This is a genomic window from Bacillus sp. F19 (assembly GCA_023823795.1).
Classification (GTDB): Bacteria; Bacillota; Bacilli; order Bacillales; family Bacillaceae; genus Bacillus_P.
Map to the genome: position 1 here is coordinate 4,286,045 of CP085710.1, position 16,183 is coordinate 4,302,227.

The 16,183-nt window shown below is 40.0% G+C and carries 12 protein-coding genes; 1 reads left to right on the forward strand and 11 read right to left on the reverse strand.

Annotated elements, in window-relative coordinates:
* Positions 1 to 102 precede the first annotated feature (102 nt).
* From LIT25_22120 to LIT25_22140, 5 genes are all read right to left on the reverse strand, one after another.
* A complete protein-coding gene (locus LIT25_22120; GenBank protein ID USK33199.1) occupies positions 103 to 1,731 on the reverse strand; it encodes a DUF839 domain-containing protein in 1,629 nt (542 codons plus the stop codon).
* An 857-nt stretch (positions 1,732 to 2,588) separates the two neighbouring features.
* Positions 2,589 to 2,954 carry a helix-turn-helix transcriptional regulator gene (locus LIT25_22125; protein USK33200.1) on the reverse strand — a complete coding sequence of 122 codons (366 nt, stop codon included), beginning with the start codon at positions 2,952 to 2,954 and terminating at the stop codon, positions 2,589 to 2,591.
* 106 nt (positions 2,955 to 3,060) lie between these two features.
* Entirely contained in the window at positions 3,061 to 4,047 is a 987-nt protein-coding gene (locus tag LIT25_22130; GenBank protein USK33201.1) for a Gfo/Idh/MocA family oxidoreductase, read from the reverse strand.
* Between the two features lie 73 nt (positions 4,048 to 4,120).
* Complete coding sequence (locus LIT25_22135; GenBank protein ID USK33202.1) at positions 4,121 to 4,816, reverse strand: MgtC/SapB family protein; 696 nt, start codon at positions 4,814 to 4,816, stop codon at positions 4,121 to 4,123.
* A gap of 369 nt (positions 4,817 to 5,185) precedes the next feature.
* Complete coding sequence (locus tag LIT25_22140) at positions 5,186 to 8,386, reverse strand: efflux RND transporter permease subunit (protein USK33203.1); 3,201 nt, start codon at positions 8,384 to 8,386, stop codon at positions 5,186 to 5,188.
* A gap of 369 nt (positions 8,387 to 8,755) precedes the next feature.
* Here LIT25_22140 and LIT25_22145 point away from each other — a divergent pair, with 369 nt between their 5' ends.
* On the forward strand, positions 8,756 to 9,607 hold the full coding sequence (locus LIT25_22145) for a TetR/AcrR family transcriptional regulator (GenBank protein USK33204.1): 852 nt from the start codon (positions 8,756 to 8,758) through the stop codon (positions 9,605 to 9,607).
* Between the two features lie 58 nt (positions 9,608 to 9,665).
* Here LIT25_22145 and LIT25_22150 read toward each other — a convergent pair whose 3' ends face one another.
* The 6 genes from LIT25_22150 to LIT25_22175 all read right to left on the reverse strand — a co-directional run bounded on the left by LIT25_22150 (position 9,666) and on the right by LIT25_22175 (position 14,984).
* Positions 9,666 to 10,280 (reverse strand): protein kinase family protein, encoded by a 615-nt coding sequence (locus tag LIT25_22150; GenBank protein ID USK33205.1) that lies wholly within the window; start codon positions 10,278 to 10,280, stop codon positions 9,666 to 9,668.
* 33 nt (positions 10,281 to 10,313) lie between these two features.
* Positions 10,314 to 10,760, reverse strand: coding sequence for a DUF6376 family protein (locus tag LIT25_22155; GenBank protein ID USK33206.1), 447 nt, complete (start codon positions 10,758 to 10,760; stop codon positions 10,314 to 10,316).
* Positions 10,761 to 11,016: 256 nt separating this feature from the next.
* Positions 11,017 to 11,331 carry a hypothetical protein gene (locus LIT25_22160; GenBank protein USK33207.1) on the reverse strand — a complete coding sequence of 105 codons (315 nt, stop codon included), beginning with the start codon at positions 11,329 to 11,331 and terminating at the stop codon, positions 11,017 to 11,019.
* Positions 11,332 to 11,430: 99 nt separating this feature from the next.
* Complete coding sequence (locus tag LIT25_22165) at positions 11,431 to 13,299, reverse strand: fructose-specific PTS transporter subunit EIIC (GenBank protein ID USK33208.1); 1,869 nt, start codon at positions 13,297 to 13,299, stop codon at positions 11,431 to 11,433.
* A gap of 24 nt (positions 13,300 to 13,323) precedes the next feature.
* A complete protein-coding gene (pfkB, locus tag LIT25_22170; protein USK33209.1) occupies positions 13,324 to 14,235 on the reverse strand; it encodes a 1-phosphofructokinase in 912 nt (303 codons plus the stop codon).
* Entirely contained in the window at positions 14,232 to 14,984 is a 753-nt protein-coding gene (locus LIT25_22175; GenBank protein ID USK33210.1) for a DeoR/GlpR family DNA-binding transcription regulator, read from the reverse strand. Before LIT25_22175 ends, pfkB begins: the two co-directional genes overlap by 4 nt.
* Between the last annotated feature and the right edge of the window lie 1,199 nt (positions 14,985 to 16,183).

The window sequence follows — 16,183 nt, forward strand, 5'->3', positions numbered from 1 at the left end:
CAATGCCTGCCCCGACATAGGATTTGCCTTCCTTATAAAACAAGTTTCTTAAGGCTGGTACTGTGTTTGTCGGGGGTGAATTAGGCGCATATAATTTTCTTATTAAAATCCTGTAATAGCAACAACAGCCGGACGCGGCATATTGTCACCGCTGCGGTGCGGCCATTTGCTTGTAGGGTTTGCAAGGTCTTTTGTTTCTTCACCTGGATGCTGGATAGAAAGGAATAGTGCTTTCTCATCAGGAGTAAAACAAGGTCCTGTTAATTCTGCTTGAACTGGGGCTGAAGCAAATTGGAAAGCTTCTCCTTCGTTTTTCCCTTCTGTAGGGATAACAAATAGACCGTTGTTGCCGAATGGCTCCCAAATTTTTGTGTTAACACTTCCGCTTGAAATGTCTGTAACAGTCCAAAGGTTTCCATCTTCGTCGAATAACAGGTTATCTGGTGCACTAAACCCGCTTTGAATACCGCCTGCTGCAAAGATTGAAAACTGGAATTCCATTGAGCCGTGATCGTTATCTTTTTCAAAGAATCGAGTAATATGGCCGTGAAAGTTCCCATGATTACTGTTATTTGTATGAGCAATAAAGATTGAACCATCAAACGGACTGATTTCTAAGTCTTCTGGGCGATCTGTAGGTGTTCCGCCTAAAAGGAGAGCTGCTTCATGGCAGTTTACAACAACATCTGCCTGTGTCTGGAATTTTTTAAGCAGTTCAGTGTTTCCTTTAGCTGCTTTTTGAACAGCTTCAACCGTCAGGGCTACCCATCTTCCTTCTCCAAAATTAGCTACGTAAAGAGTTCCTTCTTCTAATAGTTTTGAATTCTCTTTTCCATCTTTTTGGTTATACTTATTTTTACTGATAAATTTATAGACACAGGCATCTCTCTTATCATCGCCCATGTACACAACAACTCGGTTATCTTTTGAAATACCCATGCATGTATTTTCATGATTAAAGCGGCCTAAAGCTGTGTGCTTGCGAACTTGATAGGCAGGATCAAATGGATCCACTTCAATTACCCATCCATAGTGTGTCTCGTCTAAGTTTGCCGAATTTGATGTAGATTCATAGTTTTCTTCACAGGATAAAACCGTGTTCCAAAGTGTCTTTCCGCCAGAGCAGTTCGCAAATGTACCTTGAACGATTTCTGCTCCGTTAACAGCTTTTGATCCTTTTGCAGGTCCGGTTAAAGCGAAAGGAGTAAGTCCTGTTACGCGGCGGGCATATTCAGATGACGTATCCATTTTCCAGCCATTTTTGTCTTTAACTACTTCGATAATCGAACCGCCTTGATTATAAAGCAATGTTTTTATCTGTTCGGAGTTGTAGCCGCCCTTAATTGTTTGACCGAAAACAAACAAATCTGAGATATATTCATGATTTACCCATAACAATCCTCGGTCCATTTCATCTTCATATGGAAAGAAGAGAGTAAAGTCGTTATTGTATCCGAATGTATCTCCTTTTTGATTAATCTTGTCGCCATATGCAGCAATAACTTCATATTTATAGCCTTTTGGAAGAACAAGATCATCCTTTGTTACTGGTTCGATTGGCTGGAATTTTAATGGACCGCTTTTTGGCCTTTTATATTCTGGATAGTGAAAAGGACCTTTTGCTTCTGCTGTTTTTACTAATCCATCAAGTCCTGTACTTGCTGCTGCTAGTGCAACAGTACCAGTTCCTAAGTATGTTAAAAATTTTTTTCGATTCAATACCGGGGGCATATATGAGCGCACCTCTTTCTATTAGTCATGCATATCTAATGATAGAGAAAAATAATTAAGCTGCATTTAAGTAATTGTAAAGATTCCTATTTTCTTATTTTCAGGAATATATTCATAGAGTTAACCTGATAAAAAAGTCACATACTTCTTTATATTCATTCCTGATTTTTACAAAATTATTTAAAATGAGTGTAGAAATACGGGGTTATATAGTCACTTTTTATGGAATATTTAAGTTGAGAATCATTTCGAAATGTAAATTCATTAAGTTTTTTGTAAGATTTCTTGTCGAAAATTAAGAAAAGGTATATTCTTCTTATATTTTATATATGAATTAAGTAAATTCTATTCAGCTCATATTCTATTTGTGTTAACAATATGTCTGTACTGGATAATACACATCTAAGGAGCGGTAACATTGAAATTCAGAATGCTGTAAGAGAAGCTGAAAAAGGATGAAGCAGAAGAGAAAGAAAAACGAAGATGGGGAGAGAATGATCCATAACTTCTGCTCTAATCATTCACTGTCAGAAATGTCCGATGGATAGGAAACTAGCAGAGAATATGATTAATAGAAATTCCTTGAATGAGGAGTTTGTTATAAAAGGTAAGGTAAACACACCTCTGAGGTAACTGTAAACATCAGTTGATATTAGAAGATTAAAAAACATAAAAAGGATTGCTGCTGCAATCCTTTTTTGACTGATAATATTCTGTATTATGTAAACTATCCTCACCATTTAAATATTCAATAAGGTCAAGTTTAAGTGCATCAGCTTCTATCAGCTGGTTTCATTCAATAACAAGAGGAATTAACACGCCTATCAACAACCGTCTTTCTCTAAAACTTTTCACCATTAGATATTCAAAATGTTATCCTCAAGTACAGCTGATTTATCTCCGTATACTTTTTCAATATGATGAAGACCCCAAGCAGATAAAGACTCGAGTATTCCTGTGACACTCCAGCCATACTCGCTTAGTTCATATTCCACTTTTGGAGGAACTTGATTATAGGTCATGCGATTGATGATTCCATCTTCCTTGAGCTCCCGAAGCTGCTGAGTCAGCATTTTTTGTATGATGCTGGGCATCAGCTTTTTCAGTTCTCCCGTCCGTTTTTTTCCCCGCATCAAATGACAAAGGATCACACATTTCCACTTTCCGCCTATTACTTCGAGAGCTGCTTCTACCGGAATGTTATACCGCTTTGTTTCTTTCATTTCATGTTCCTCCTTAGTAAAAGGGGTGTTTACTTTTATTATAGCCAACTGCTCTGAATATCCCCAAAATTAAGCGCATAGAAAAACCAATCCTGATGGGATTGGTTTAATTTTGATCAGCGGGATAAACAACACCAATTTGTTTTCTTGCTTCATCCATGACTTCCATTACCTTGATTGAATTCTCATAAGTATTAATTGTTGATTCATACAGGTCATTTTGGATTAAGTCGATGAATTCCTTCATTTCATAATACATGGTGTCTTCTTTTTGAGGTTTTGAAATATCCTCTAATCTGCCGTCCCGGTAGCGAATTTCCACTTTTTCAATTGTACTGATGCGGTCAATAATAATTGTACCTTCTTCACCCTGAATTTCCGATGGAAGTGCTGAGTCTGTTATCTTGGAATACATCATCACAGCATCTTTGTCTTTATATTGAAGAAGAATGCTTCCTTCGCCGTCAACACCAGAGCTTAATAGCAGCCCGCTCGCTTTAATGGTTTCCGGTTTTCCGAAAAGAACAATCGTTGGATACAGCGCATAGATTCCAATGTCCATCAGTGATCCGTTTGAGAATGTCGGATCAAATGCATTCAGCACGGTTCCTGAGCGATAGGCATCATAACGGGATGAGTATTGGCAATAGCTTGCTGTATATCTTCTCACTGTGCCAATTTTGTGCAGGTTTTCCTGAATGCTTTTAAAGTTAGGCAAGAATGTTGATTTCATCGCTTCCATAAGCAGTACGCGATTTTCTTTTGCAGCCTGTATCATTTCAGTAATCTCTTTAACGTTTGATGCAAGAGGCTTTTCACACAGCACGTGCTTTTTGTGATTCATGAATAAAATGGCCTGCTCAGCGTGCAATGAGTTGGGGCTCGCTATGTATACGGCATCAATTTCATCGCTTTTTGCCATACTCTCTAAATCTGTAAAGGTGGTCTTCACACCATATTTGGCAGCGAATTCTTCAGCCTTATCGCCATTTCTTGAATAGACAGCCTTCAGCGAAAAGTCCTCGATTTGCATCGCAGCTTTTAATAAGCGGTCAGTGATCCAGTTTGTTCCGATAATTCCAAAGCGTATCAATTTGCTTCCTCCTAAATACCTTGTTTGCTAACAATACCATATGTCATCTGCATACGTCTTATTTGACGCCTGCTCAAATCAGCTCTACTTCAACGGACTCAATACCTTTTACTTTTTTTATATCCTCATAAACATCTGATGTATAACGGTCATTTTTAATCAGCAGAATTAAGTCTACTGTTCTCAAATCACGGTCAATAACATCTTTAATCTTCACATACTTGATTTTCATATCTTTTTTGCGAAGCGAGTGTAAGATATCAGATATATTTACATTTACAGGAACGGTCAGCTTTACCTTTAATTCTTTCAGTCTCAGCGTTTTAGGACCAAGCTTCTTTACTAACGGAGCAATGATCTCAATGGACCCGATCATGAAAATAAGCGCAATAAGTGCTTCCTGATAAAAGCCGGCTCCAATGGCAATCCCAAGGCCAGCAGCTCCCCAGATCATCGCAGCAGTTGTAAGACCGCTGATGACATCATTGCTTCTGCGGAGAATCGCTCCCGCGCCTAAAAATCCGACGCCTGATACGATTTGCGCTGCAAGACGGAGCGGATCCATCGGACGATTATAATCGTTAGAAAACGTATAAGCTGCTTCAATTGAAATCACGGTCAAAAGACACGAGCTTACCGCAATGATAATTGTTGTTTTCAGTCCCAGCGGCTTTTTCTTAATTTCCCGCTCAAGTCCGATAATAATTCCGACTAAGAGGGATAAAAACAATTTTATGATTGTATGCTGATGTACAATAATATCCTCCAAGATCCCTCACCCTCTTCTTTGTCTATAGTTTGCTCTATTTTTATTTCAATCATTATACCATTCGGCAAGTACGGAATATATGCATATTTTGTCGGGCTTTTAAATAGGTCATGATTTTTGAGTTTATTCTAAGAGCCCTGATATTATTCAGTATGGGATTGACATTCGGACAATTTGGCTTGAACTGATACACCCGATTATTAAATCTTTCTGCCTAATTTAGAATCTATACAGCCTTTTTTCATGAAAAATTCATCTGCCCAAATCCGCCTTTATTTAGCCGGCATTATATTTTTTCAGCCAAAAAACTTAATATGCTTTCTGTTTTAAATAAAAAAGCACCCGCCCGGGTGCTTTTTTAATCATGCATTATTCTTCCTCAACTGTTCTCGTTTTTTTTCGGCTGAATTTACTCATCATCTCATAAACAATTGGCACAATTAGAAGTGTCAACAGCGTAGAGCTTGTTAAACCGCCGATTACTGTTACTCCGAGACCTTTTGAAATGATGCCGCTGCCGCCTTCGATTCCAATTGCAAGCGGAATGAGTGCTCCAATTGTGGCGATCGCTGTCATCAGAATTGGACGCAGACGTGTTGTTCCTGCTTCAAGCAATGCTTCTCTTGTAGACAGACCTTCACGTTCTTTGTGAATAACGCGGTCAATCAGGACAATTGCGTTTGTGACAACGATACCGATCAGCATCAATGCCCCAATCATTGCGTTAATACTGATGGTTTCTCCTGCAATCAATAATCCAACCAATGCACCGATTACGGTAAATGGAAGAGAGAACAGAATCGCAAAAGGCGCAAGTCCTCCGCCGAATGTAATCACAAGGACAAGGTACACAATGGCTATCGCAGCAAGCATGGCAAGGCCAAGCTGTGTAAAGGATTCCTGAATATCTTCTGTTACTCCGCCTGTGTCTATGTCAACACCCGTCGGCAAGTCAAGATCATCCACTTTCTTTTGTACTTCCGAAGATGCTTTTGCCACATCATCCGTTGTCAGTTCTCCGGAAACCTGTACGTAAATGCGGCCATCACGACGTGTTACAGTATCTGATGTTTTTCCTTCTTCAACTGTTACGACATCACCGATTTTCACTTCTTTCCCAAGCGGCGAAGTGATCGTTTTTTCGGTTAAATCATCTACATTTTCAAACGTTTCTTTCTCTGTTTGAAGATAAACGTTTAGTTCTTCTCCGTCTTTTTCAACTTGAGTCAGAACTGGACGCTCTCTTTGCGGGCTAAGCTCCATGCCGATTTGACCGGCTGTCAGGCCAAGCTTGCTGAGTTCTTCCTGATTGGCAACAAGGGTATATTCATCGTATGACTCGGCAAGGCTTGAACTTACATTTTTAAAGCTGCCATTGTCGTTTAGAATTTTTTCAATTTCCCCGACAGACGGTTCAATGTCTTCTAATTCATTTCCATATACAAAGAATTGAACTTGGTTGCTGCCGGCGCTCTGAGTGAAGTCCTGTGAAACCCATTCGCCCTGAGCAGTCTCAGCTTGAAGATCTTCAATTACTTTCTCTTTTTCCTTATCAAAATTCTCTGTATCATCTTCATATTCAATAAAGAATACGGCACTGTTTGAATCTCCAGGGCTCATTGGATTTTCGCTTCCTAATGAGAACTGAACTAAAGAAACATCTTTGCGGTCCATTAACAGGTTTTCTGCTTTTGTTACGACTTCTTCTACTTGTTCTTTTGTTTCACCAGGTGCAGGCTTATATGTTGCATAGACAAGCTTCTGTTCTTCTGACGGCAAGAAGCTGACGCCGATAGCCGGAACTAGGAATAAGCAGCCGACAAGCATTAAGACTGCAAGGCCTGATGTCATCCATTTATGATTTAAAGACCAGTTCAAAATGCTTCTGTATACACCAGTCATTTTTCCTGGTTTGTGTTCCTCATGCTTTTTAGCCGTTTCGCCGTATAGTCCTTTTTTGAAGAGGCTGTGTGCCAGCATTGGCACAATCGTAACGGCAACGACCAATGAAGCAAGCAATGCAAAAACGATGGTTAATGCAAATGGCAGGAATAATTCTCCAATCACTCCATTTACGAGAGCAAGCGGCAGGAATACTGCGATTGTTACAATTGTTGAAGACATAATCGGAATAAACATTTCCTTTGTAGCTTCTCGTACTAGGCTCATTCCTTTTAATTTCTCGCCCTGCAGTGACATTCTGCGGTAGATATTTTCTATGACAACGATTGAATCATCAACAACACGCCCGATTGCAACCGTCATTGCTCCAAGTGTCATAATATTAAGGGTAATATCCATTTGCTTTAATAAAAGAACAGCAATTAATAAAGATAACGGAATGGAAACAACTGAAATCAAGGTTGATTTGATATCTCTTAAGAATAAGAGGATAATGATAATTGCGAAAACAGCTCCAAATAATGCTTTGCTCAGCATCGTGCTGACCGATTCTTCAATAGGTTCAGCCTGATCGAGCGTGAAAAGGATCTCAAGGTTATCATACTTTTTTTCAAAACCGTCAAGCTCATCTTTTACAGCATTTGCAACATCAACTGTATTTGCATCTGCAGATTTTACGATTTGAAGACCGATTGCTTCTTCTCCGTTTGTTCTGGAAATGGATTCTGCTTCACCGACAGTTTTAATATCTGCAAGCTCTGACAGCTTTACCGTCGGGAGTTCTATATTCTGTGCTGCAGGAGGCATCTGGCCAGCTGCTGGTGCTTGAGCTGAGCCCTGTGCCTGCCCTGGATTCTGCTCTGATCCTGAGGCAGTCTGTCCCGGCATGCTGCTTTGACCTTGTCCAGAAGTATCTCCTCCACCCGGAGTAATCGGGATCTCCATATTCTTTAAATCTTCCATTGTCAGGATGTTTCCATCTACAATGACAGATTGTTCTTTATCCCCGAAAGTATACAATCCAAGCGGAAAATTCACATCAGAGCCTTTAATGATATTTTGAACAGTTTCTTCATCTAAACCGTATTCTTCAAGCTTCTCTTCTTTAAAAGAAAACTGGACTTCTTCTACTTGCTGACCTGCCACCTGAACAGAAGAAACACCTTCCAGTCCTTTTATTGCCGGAACCATTTCATCCTCTACAAGCGCAGTCAGATCACTCAAAGATCCTTCATCATCTGATATACTTAAGGCTAGAATCGGAAAGGCATTGATGCTGAGCCTTGAAACATCTGATTCATTCACTCCATCTGGAAAAGAGAGATCTGATACAGTGCTTTTCACTTCTTCTTCTGCTTTGTCCATATTTTTTTCAAATTCATATTCAATCTGAATGGATGAGGCATTTTGGAAGGATGTAGAGCTGACAACGTTCACTCCATTTAAATTTTGAACTGCCTGTTCTATAGGCTCTGTTACTTTTTCTGCTACTTCTTCCGGCGTAGCACCAGGATAAACAGTTGTGACTGTTACGATTGGTGTTGTGATGTTCGGAATTGTCTCAAGCTTCATATTCAAACCTGAGTAAAGACCTGCAACTGTCACAATAATAGTAAGAAGCCACACTGCAAATTTGTTCTTCAAAACAAAATTAATGATTTGTTTCATGTTGTCCTCCGGCAGTTTATTTTTTAAGTTTTAAGAAAGTATAAAGTGTGGCGCTTTGATGTCTAGCTCCAGCGCCCAACTCCTCGGCCCGAACAAATCCGTCAAAAAAGTCAAACCCGTACTTTTCTGCCGGATTCTTATCTGTCTGTCGGAGCTAAACGGGCGTTTACGCTTTTCTTATTGACTGACTGGTCATAATAATTAATAATATAAATGACCAGTTGGTTACAGTCAATCATATTTAACCATTTTAAAATGATTCTTTTTTAAATGTGAACATTCAGTCAGAAAGTTTTGCTTGACTTATATAGTAGCAGAAGCGATTCTGTTCTATACTCATTCTTTACTGTTATATAAGGAGAATACACGATGAAGGAAAAAGAAAAGCGGATTATTGAAGCGGCTATGAGCCTTTTCGCTAAAAAAGGGGTTACCTCAACGTCCATACAGGATATTGCGAACGAATGCGGAATTTCAAAAGGGTCTTTTTACCTTTATTTTAAATCGAAGGAAGCTCTCCTGCTTGAAACATTCAAATATCATTTTGAGCTGATTCATTCAAAAATGGAAGCTGTCAGACAGCGGGATCTCGAACCCCGCGCACTTTTAATCGCCCAGCTATCCTGCCAGCTGAGTGAGATTAATAAACATAAAGATTTCATTATTATGCAAATGAAGGAGAACGCCATACCAAATAACCCTTCAATGGCAGCTTTCATTCAAAAAATGAATGCAGATTCCAATCTTTTTGTTAAAAATGCGCTTCTAGCCATTTACGGCGAGTCCATTGAAGAATATATCTGGGATATAAGCACAATCCTTCAGGGCATGATTCATTCTTATTTAAAATTCATTATCTTTGAAAAAGCGGAATTGGATTTCGATGAACTCGCAGCTTTTCTTTTAAACCGGGTGGATGATGTTGCTTCAGGATTGAAGGTTTCAAAAGAGAAACCCATTCTTTCAAGTGAAAGAGAAAAAAATCTTTTCTCTTTATGTACAGCCATCGATCGGGATGAACTATTAGCCAAAATCGACCAAAGCAAGCAGCAGCTCTCAGGTGATCTTCTTGTCACGCTTGAGGTGCTGGAGGCAGAAATTAAAGAGGATTCACCTCGGACTGCTGTAATACAGGGGATGCTTGCGAACTTGAATCAAGATCCGGCTTTAGCAGAGCTTCAGAAGGGCATTGCTGCTTATTATCAAATTAAACTTTTATAGATCATTCTATTTCCATGCAAAAAAACGAGAGATCTCTTTTATAGAAATCTCTCGTTTTTTATGATGCTAATGAAATCAGTTTTTTCTTATACAAGACTGCAATAAAATTCATCATGGCAGCTGGTATTCTTTTAGGAAAATAAGTCTTGCGGTAGTATTTATTAAAAGCTGTCTTTAAATCGTCCCATTGTGTGCAATTTTTTGTTTGACGGAACCTTGCGACATCAATCATTTTGATCTCGCCCCCATCGGTAATGAATATATTGCGAAGGTGAATATCAGACGGGTTCAGCCCTCTTTCTTTAGCGTGCATAAGAGCTTTATCGATTTCTGCTATATGCTTATCAGTAATGGATATTCCCGTGCTGACACAATCAAAGAGAGTGCTTCCTTCTATATAATCTATGACTAAATAGTTTTCTCCCGCTTCATATAGATTGGGGTAATACTCAATCCCCTGAAGGGTCCTGTAAATTTCAGCTTCTTCCTTTGCAATATGAGTAAATGAAGGAAAGAACACCTTTAAAGCTTTATTCTCATTCGCAAGTTTAAAAACAAATGCGCTTCTGCCAGCTCCGATGAAGGTTAAGGAAGAATCATGGCCATATAGCTTGGCACGTGTCCCTTTTCCTCCTATTTTGACGCTATCTGCAAATTGCTTATATCCTTTCATCCTGAGAACCTCCTTTCCTCTTTACCTTGTTTCTCAAGATCCAAGCTGTTCAATTTGATCTAAGATGTTTTGCATTTCAGACACAGTTTTCACAATTTCTGTGTCTTCAAACAGCTGAAGATTCCACTCTCCGTTTTCAATTTGCTTCAGAGCAGAATCAATTCCGCTTTCAAGTGATTCACTGTAGATGACAAGCTGATTATGGGCATCCTCAGCAATTTCCGGCGCATCCGATTCTTTAAATGTATTTATTTCTTCCTTCATACTGTTTAAACTCTGCTCAAGCTCCGCTCTTGCTTCTTCGTTATTTACAGCCTCTTCAGCAAGAGCAGGAATCTCCTCTGCAAATGTGCTTGCCTCATTAATATAATCCTTTGCATCATTTGCGTACTGCAAAGAAGAATTAACGCCTTCAAGCAAAGAACACCCGCTTAGGAAAACGATGGATAAAACAGCCAATACTTTAAACATTTTCATCATCGTGCAGCTCCTTTAATTTCATTTTCGGAAAAAATAAAAGACGTCAGATCCAATTACTTGGTCATAACGTCTTTTTCGAAAGAGACTTCACCAAATAATCGGCAAAGGTCTCGCTAACAGCATCGCTGCCAGCAAAGCCGGGTAACATTCCCGTATTGACGACTTTGCTGTAAAAGCTACTCCCCTTTAAGGAAGAAATATTTAAGTTGCTATTATTATACAATTAATCAAGCTGCGCGGTCAATTTTATAGCTTCTTAACTATCCTTGCTGACAGATACTTTTTCTCCCATCACAAAATAAAAGCCGGCTGTTTTTATATCACGGAAGACACTGTGAAGACCTTCTTCTTCAAGCTTTGAAAATAACCGATCAGTGCTTAGCACATCAAAACTCAGCATCTCTTCTTTATTCAATCCAGAGATCCGGACATCATCCAAAAGGTGATCAAATTCTTCATCAGCAAACACATTGATGCCGATTTCATAAGCTACAGCTCCTGTATCAGAACCGTCTAGCTTGATTTCTTCTGATTTCAAATACCAAAAATCGTAATAGATGTGATCTGTCATAGTCGTTCCTCCCAGCAATTAAGCAGATAATCCTTATTATAACAAAAATAGAGGCTCCATGTAAGAATGGCCTATTCATCAAGTGAATATGCCATACATTTATTCTTTTACTTCTTTTTTCATAAATCCTACCATGACAGCTGTGATCAGTGATCCGATCAGGATTGCTGCAATGTATAACAATGGATTTCCATCAACAATCGGGATAACAAATGCCCCGCCATGAGGTGCGCGAAGTCCAATGCCAAAAATCATCGTAAGCGCTCCAGCTGCTGCAGATCCGATAACCGCGGCCGGGATAACACGTGCCGGGTCAGCTGCTGCAAATGGAATGGCTCCTTCTGTGATAAAAGATGCTCCCATGACGTAATTTGTTTTCCCTGCTTCCCGCTCTGCTTTTGTAAATTTCTTTTTAAAGAAAGTTGTTGAGAGAGCAAGACCAAGCGGAGGCACCATTCCGCCAGCCATAATGGCTGCATGCGGTGCAAAGTTGCCTGCGTCGATCATCGCAATTCCAAATGTAAAGGCCGCTTTGTTGATTGGACCTCCCATATCAACTGCCATCATTCCGCCTAAAATCAATCCAAGCAGCACAAGGTTTCCAGTTCCCATTCCTTTAAGCCAAACCGTTAATCCATCATTCAATGCTTTAACTGGCTCGATGACAATAAACATCATGATCAGACCTGTCAGTAAAATACCGAACAATGGATAAAGCAGTACAGGCTTTATGCCTTCAAGAGAATTCGGCAGCCCGCTGAATGCTTTCTTAAGTCCGACAACTAAGTAACCCGCAAGGAAACCGGCGATTAATCCGCCCAAGAAACCTGCTCCCCCTGTAGCTGCCATAAGACCACCGACCATACCTGGTGCAAATCCCGGACGGTCCGCAATACTCATCGCAATAAACCCGGCTAAAACCGGAATCATGAGATAAAAGGCATTGCCTCCGCCAATTGTGCTTAATGCTTCTGCGATTGGGTGGTAGGATGGATCATCTGGATTTGCGGCATTAATTCCAAAGATAAAGGAAATCGCAATCAAGATTCCTCCGCCCACGACAAACGGGAGCATGTTCGAAACACCATTCATTAGATGCTTATAAAAACCGCTTCTTCCTGATTTAGGTGAGTCAGCCATTTTCTTCTCACCGCTGCTTTTATAAACAGGCGCATCCTGATCCAGCGCTTTTTGAATTAATTCTTGAGGCTTTCGGATTCCTTGGGCAACAGGCACCTGAATGACATGCTTCCCTGCGAAACGATCCATTTCCACCTGTTTGTCAGCAGCTACGATAATTGCTTCGGCTTCTGCAATGTCTTCAGCTGACAAACCATTTTTAATTCCGCCGGATCCATTTGTTTCAACCTTGATGCTTACGCCCATCTCTTTCGCTTTTGCATTCAGGGCATCTGCAGCCATATATGTGTGTGCGATTCCAGTGGGACATGCTGTGACAGCAAGAATTTTCTTGCCTGAAGAGGATGATGCAGGTTCTTCTTCTGCTTCCGTCTCTTTTTCTTTTTGATCAACAGCAGCAAGAACTTCTGCTTTTGAAGCGGCCTCTTCAAGCTTCTTTTTAAAAGCCGGATCCATTACAAAACTTGAAAGTCTGGAAAGCGTTTGCAAATGTTCATTGTTTGCTCCTTCAGAAGCTGCAATCATGAAAAATAGATGAGCAGGCTGGCCATCGAGAGATTCATAGTCTATTCCTTCTGCAGAGCGGCCAAACGCTATTGCAGGTACTGACACTGCACTTGTTTTTGCATGAGGAATGGCAATCCCTTCTCCGATTCCTGTAGTGCTCTGCTCTTCCCTGGCCAAAATCGCTTTTTTATACTCTTCTTTATTTTTTAGCTTGCCTGCCCGATCAAGTGACTCAATGATTTCGTCGATAACATCCGCTTTTGATTCTGCATGCAAGTTTAGGATAATCGTATCGTTTGTTAATAAATCTGTAATCTTCATTTTTCTTCCCCCTTCAATGAATATCTAAATCTCATTGACATTTACTTCATTAATGAGCTCAGCTGCAAACTCTTTTGTAGTAAGATCTTCTGAAAAAGCAGTTGCGCTTCCGGTTGCAACGCCCTGCTTAAAGGCTTTTTTAAAATCTCCATGCTGTTTGAATCCTGCAATAAAGCCGGCAACAACTGAATCTCCTGCACCAACTGAATTCTTTACCTCTCCAGATGGTACATTGGCAAAATAAGCTACGTGCTGATTAATGAAAATGGCCCCTTTTTCAGCCATTGAAACAATAACATTCTGCACGCCCTCTTCAAGCAGCTTCTTCCCATAATAAACAGCTTCTTGGGCGCTGCTGACCTTTGTATCGAATAGCTCCCCTAATTCATGATGATTCGGCTTGATCAGGAAGGGATTGCTTGGGAATGTACTTCTTAATGCATTACCTGATGCATCAATGACAACTTTCACACCATTTTTCAAGCATTTATCTGCTATTTTTTTATAAAAGCTTTCGTCAAGAGCGGATGGAATACTCCCTGCTAAAACGAGTACATCCTCAGCCTGCAATTCATCGATTTTCCCGAGCAGCTCAAGCTTCTGCTCAGTTGTAATCTCTGGACCCTGGCCATTGATTTCTGTTTCTTTAACTGATTTAAGCTTGACGTTAATTCTCGTTTGATCTGAAACACTGATAAAATCATGTGTAATTCCCTCTGTTGAGAGGAACTCTTTAATGAATTGGCCTGTAAATCCTCCTGCAAAGCCAAGTGCTGTACTTTCTGTTCCCAGCCGCTTCAGAACTCTTGAAACATTGATTCCTTTCCCGCCCGGAAAAACGCTTGCGCTATCCGTGCGATTGAGGTGCCCTTCTTTAAAATCGTTTACCTCCACGACATAATCGATGGAAGGGTTCAGCGTACATGTATAAATCATGCTGTCACAACCTTTATCTCTGTCTTTTCTTTAATATCATAAGCTGTGTCTTCATCCAGTTCGTTCGTAATTACCGCTGCTTCGTGCAGGCCGGCAATTTTAGAGAACGAAATTTCATTGAATTTCGTATCATCTGCAAGAATAAATGCTTCTTGAGACAGGGTGATGGCAAGCCTCTTGATTGCTGCTTCCTCCGGGTCCGGTGTTGTATAGCCTGCTTCCGGATGAATGCCGTTCACACCCATAAAACATTTATCAAATCTGTATGCGTTGATTCCTGACTGTGCTCCACTGCCTACAAGCGCTCTTGTTTTCGGCTTTACAATGCCTCCAATCAGGTAGGTTGGGATCTGATTTTCAAGCAGCATTTCGAGATGTGAAACGCCATTTGTGACGACCGTTATTTCTTTGTCTTTTAAATATGGAATCATTTGCATGGTTGTCGTACCTGCGTCAATGTATATGCTGTCTCCGTTTTTCACAAGATCTGCTGCAAATTTGGCAATCCGTTCTTTTTCAGCAGCATTTTGTAAGGACTTTTCAATGACACTGAGCTCTTCACCCTTTTGATGAAAAAGAGAAGCTCCGCCGTGAACACGTTTTAATTTTTTCTCTTTTTGAAGCTGGCTTAAATCTCTTCGGATGGTTGACTCTGAAGAAGAAGTAGCATCAACTAATTCCTGTATCGTTGCGACCTGTTTTTCACCCAGGACCTTAATTATGATCCGGTGCCGTTCTGGTGTAATCATTCAGTACCCTCCAGCTAATCGTTCTAATTGCCTAAAATCTTTTCCTTGAAATCATTCTAACGTAAGCCCTTTCATAAATCAATCAAAAACTTTCAAAAACAATCATTATTAATCATTAATTCTATCATTCAATCAAAAATAGTCAAGAATCCTCTGATTTGCTCTTTTTATTTTCCAGATCTCCTAAATAAGTTGTCATACGCGGTCTATGAGTACCCAAAACTCGAATTTTTACCATTTCAGGGTGTCATAAAAACTCTATGAGTACCCAAAACTTGGATTTTTACCATTTTAGAGTGTCATTCGAACTCTATGAGTACCCAAAACTCGAATTTTTACCATTTCAGGGTGTCATAAAAACTCTATGAGTACCCAAAACTTGGATTTTTACCATTTTAGAGTGTCATTCGAACTCTATGAGTACCCAAAACTCGGATTTTTCTCATTTTAGGGTGTCATACGAACTCTATGAGTACCTAAAACTCGGATTTTTACCACTTTAGGGTGTCATACGCGGTCTATGAGTACCCAAAACTCGGATTTTTACCACTTTAGGGTGTCATACGAACTCTATGAGTACCCAAAACTCGGATTTTTACCACTTTAGGGTGTCATACGCGGTCTATGAGTACCCAAAACTCGGATTTTTACCACTTTAGGGTGTCATACGAACTCTATGAGTACCCAAAACTCGGATTTTTCTCATTTCAGGGTGTCATTCGAACTCTATGAGTACCCAAAACTTGGATTTTTACCATTTTAGAGTGTCATTCGAACTCTATGAGTACCCAAAACTCGGATTTTTCTCATTTTAGGGTGTCATACGAACTCTATGAGTACCTAAAACTCGGATTTTTACCACTTTAGGGTGTCATACGCGGTCTATGAGTACCCAAAACTCGGATTTTTACCACTTTAGGGTGTCATACGAACTCTATGAGTACCTAAAACTCGGATTTTTACCACTTTAGGGTGTCATACGCGGTCTATGAGTACCCAAAACTCGGATTTTTACCACTTTAGGGTGTCATACGAACTCTATGAGTACCCAAAACTCGGATTTTTACCACTTTAGGGTGTCATACGCGGTCTATGAGTACCCAAAACTCGGATTTTTACCACTTTAGGGTGTCATACGAACTCTATGAGTACCTAAAACTCGATTTTTCTCATTTCAGGGTGTCATTCGAACTCTATGA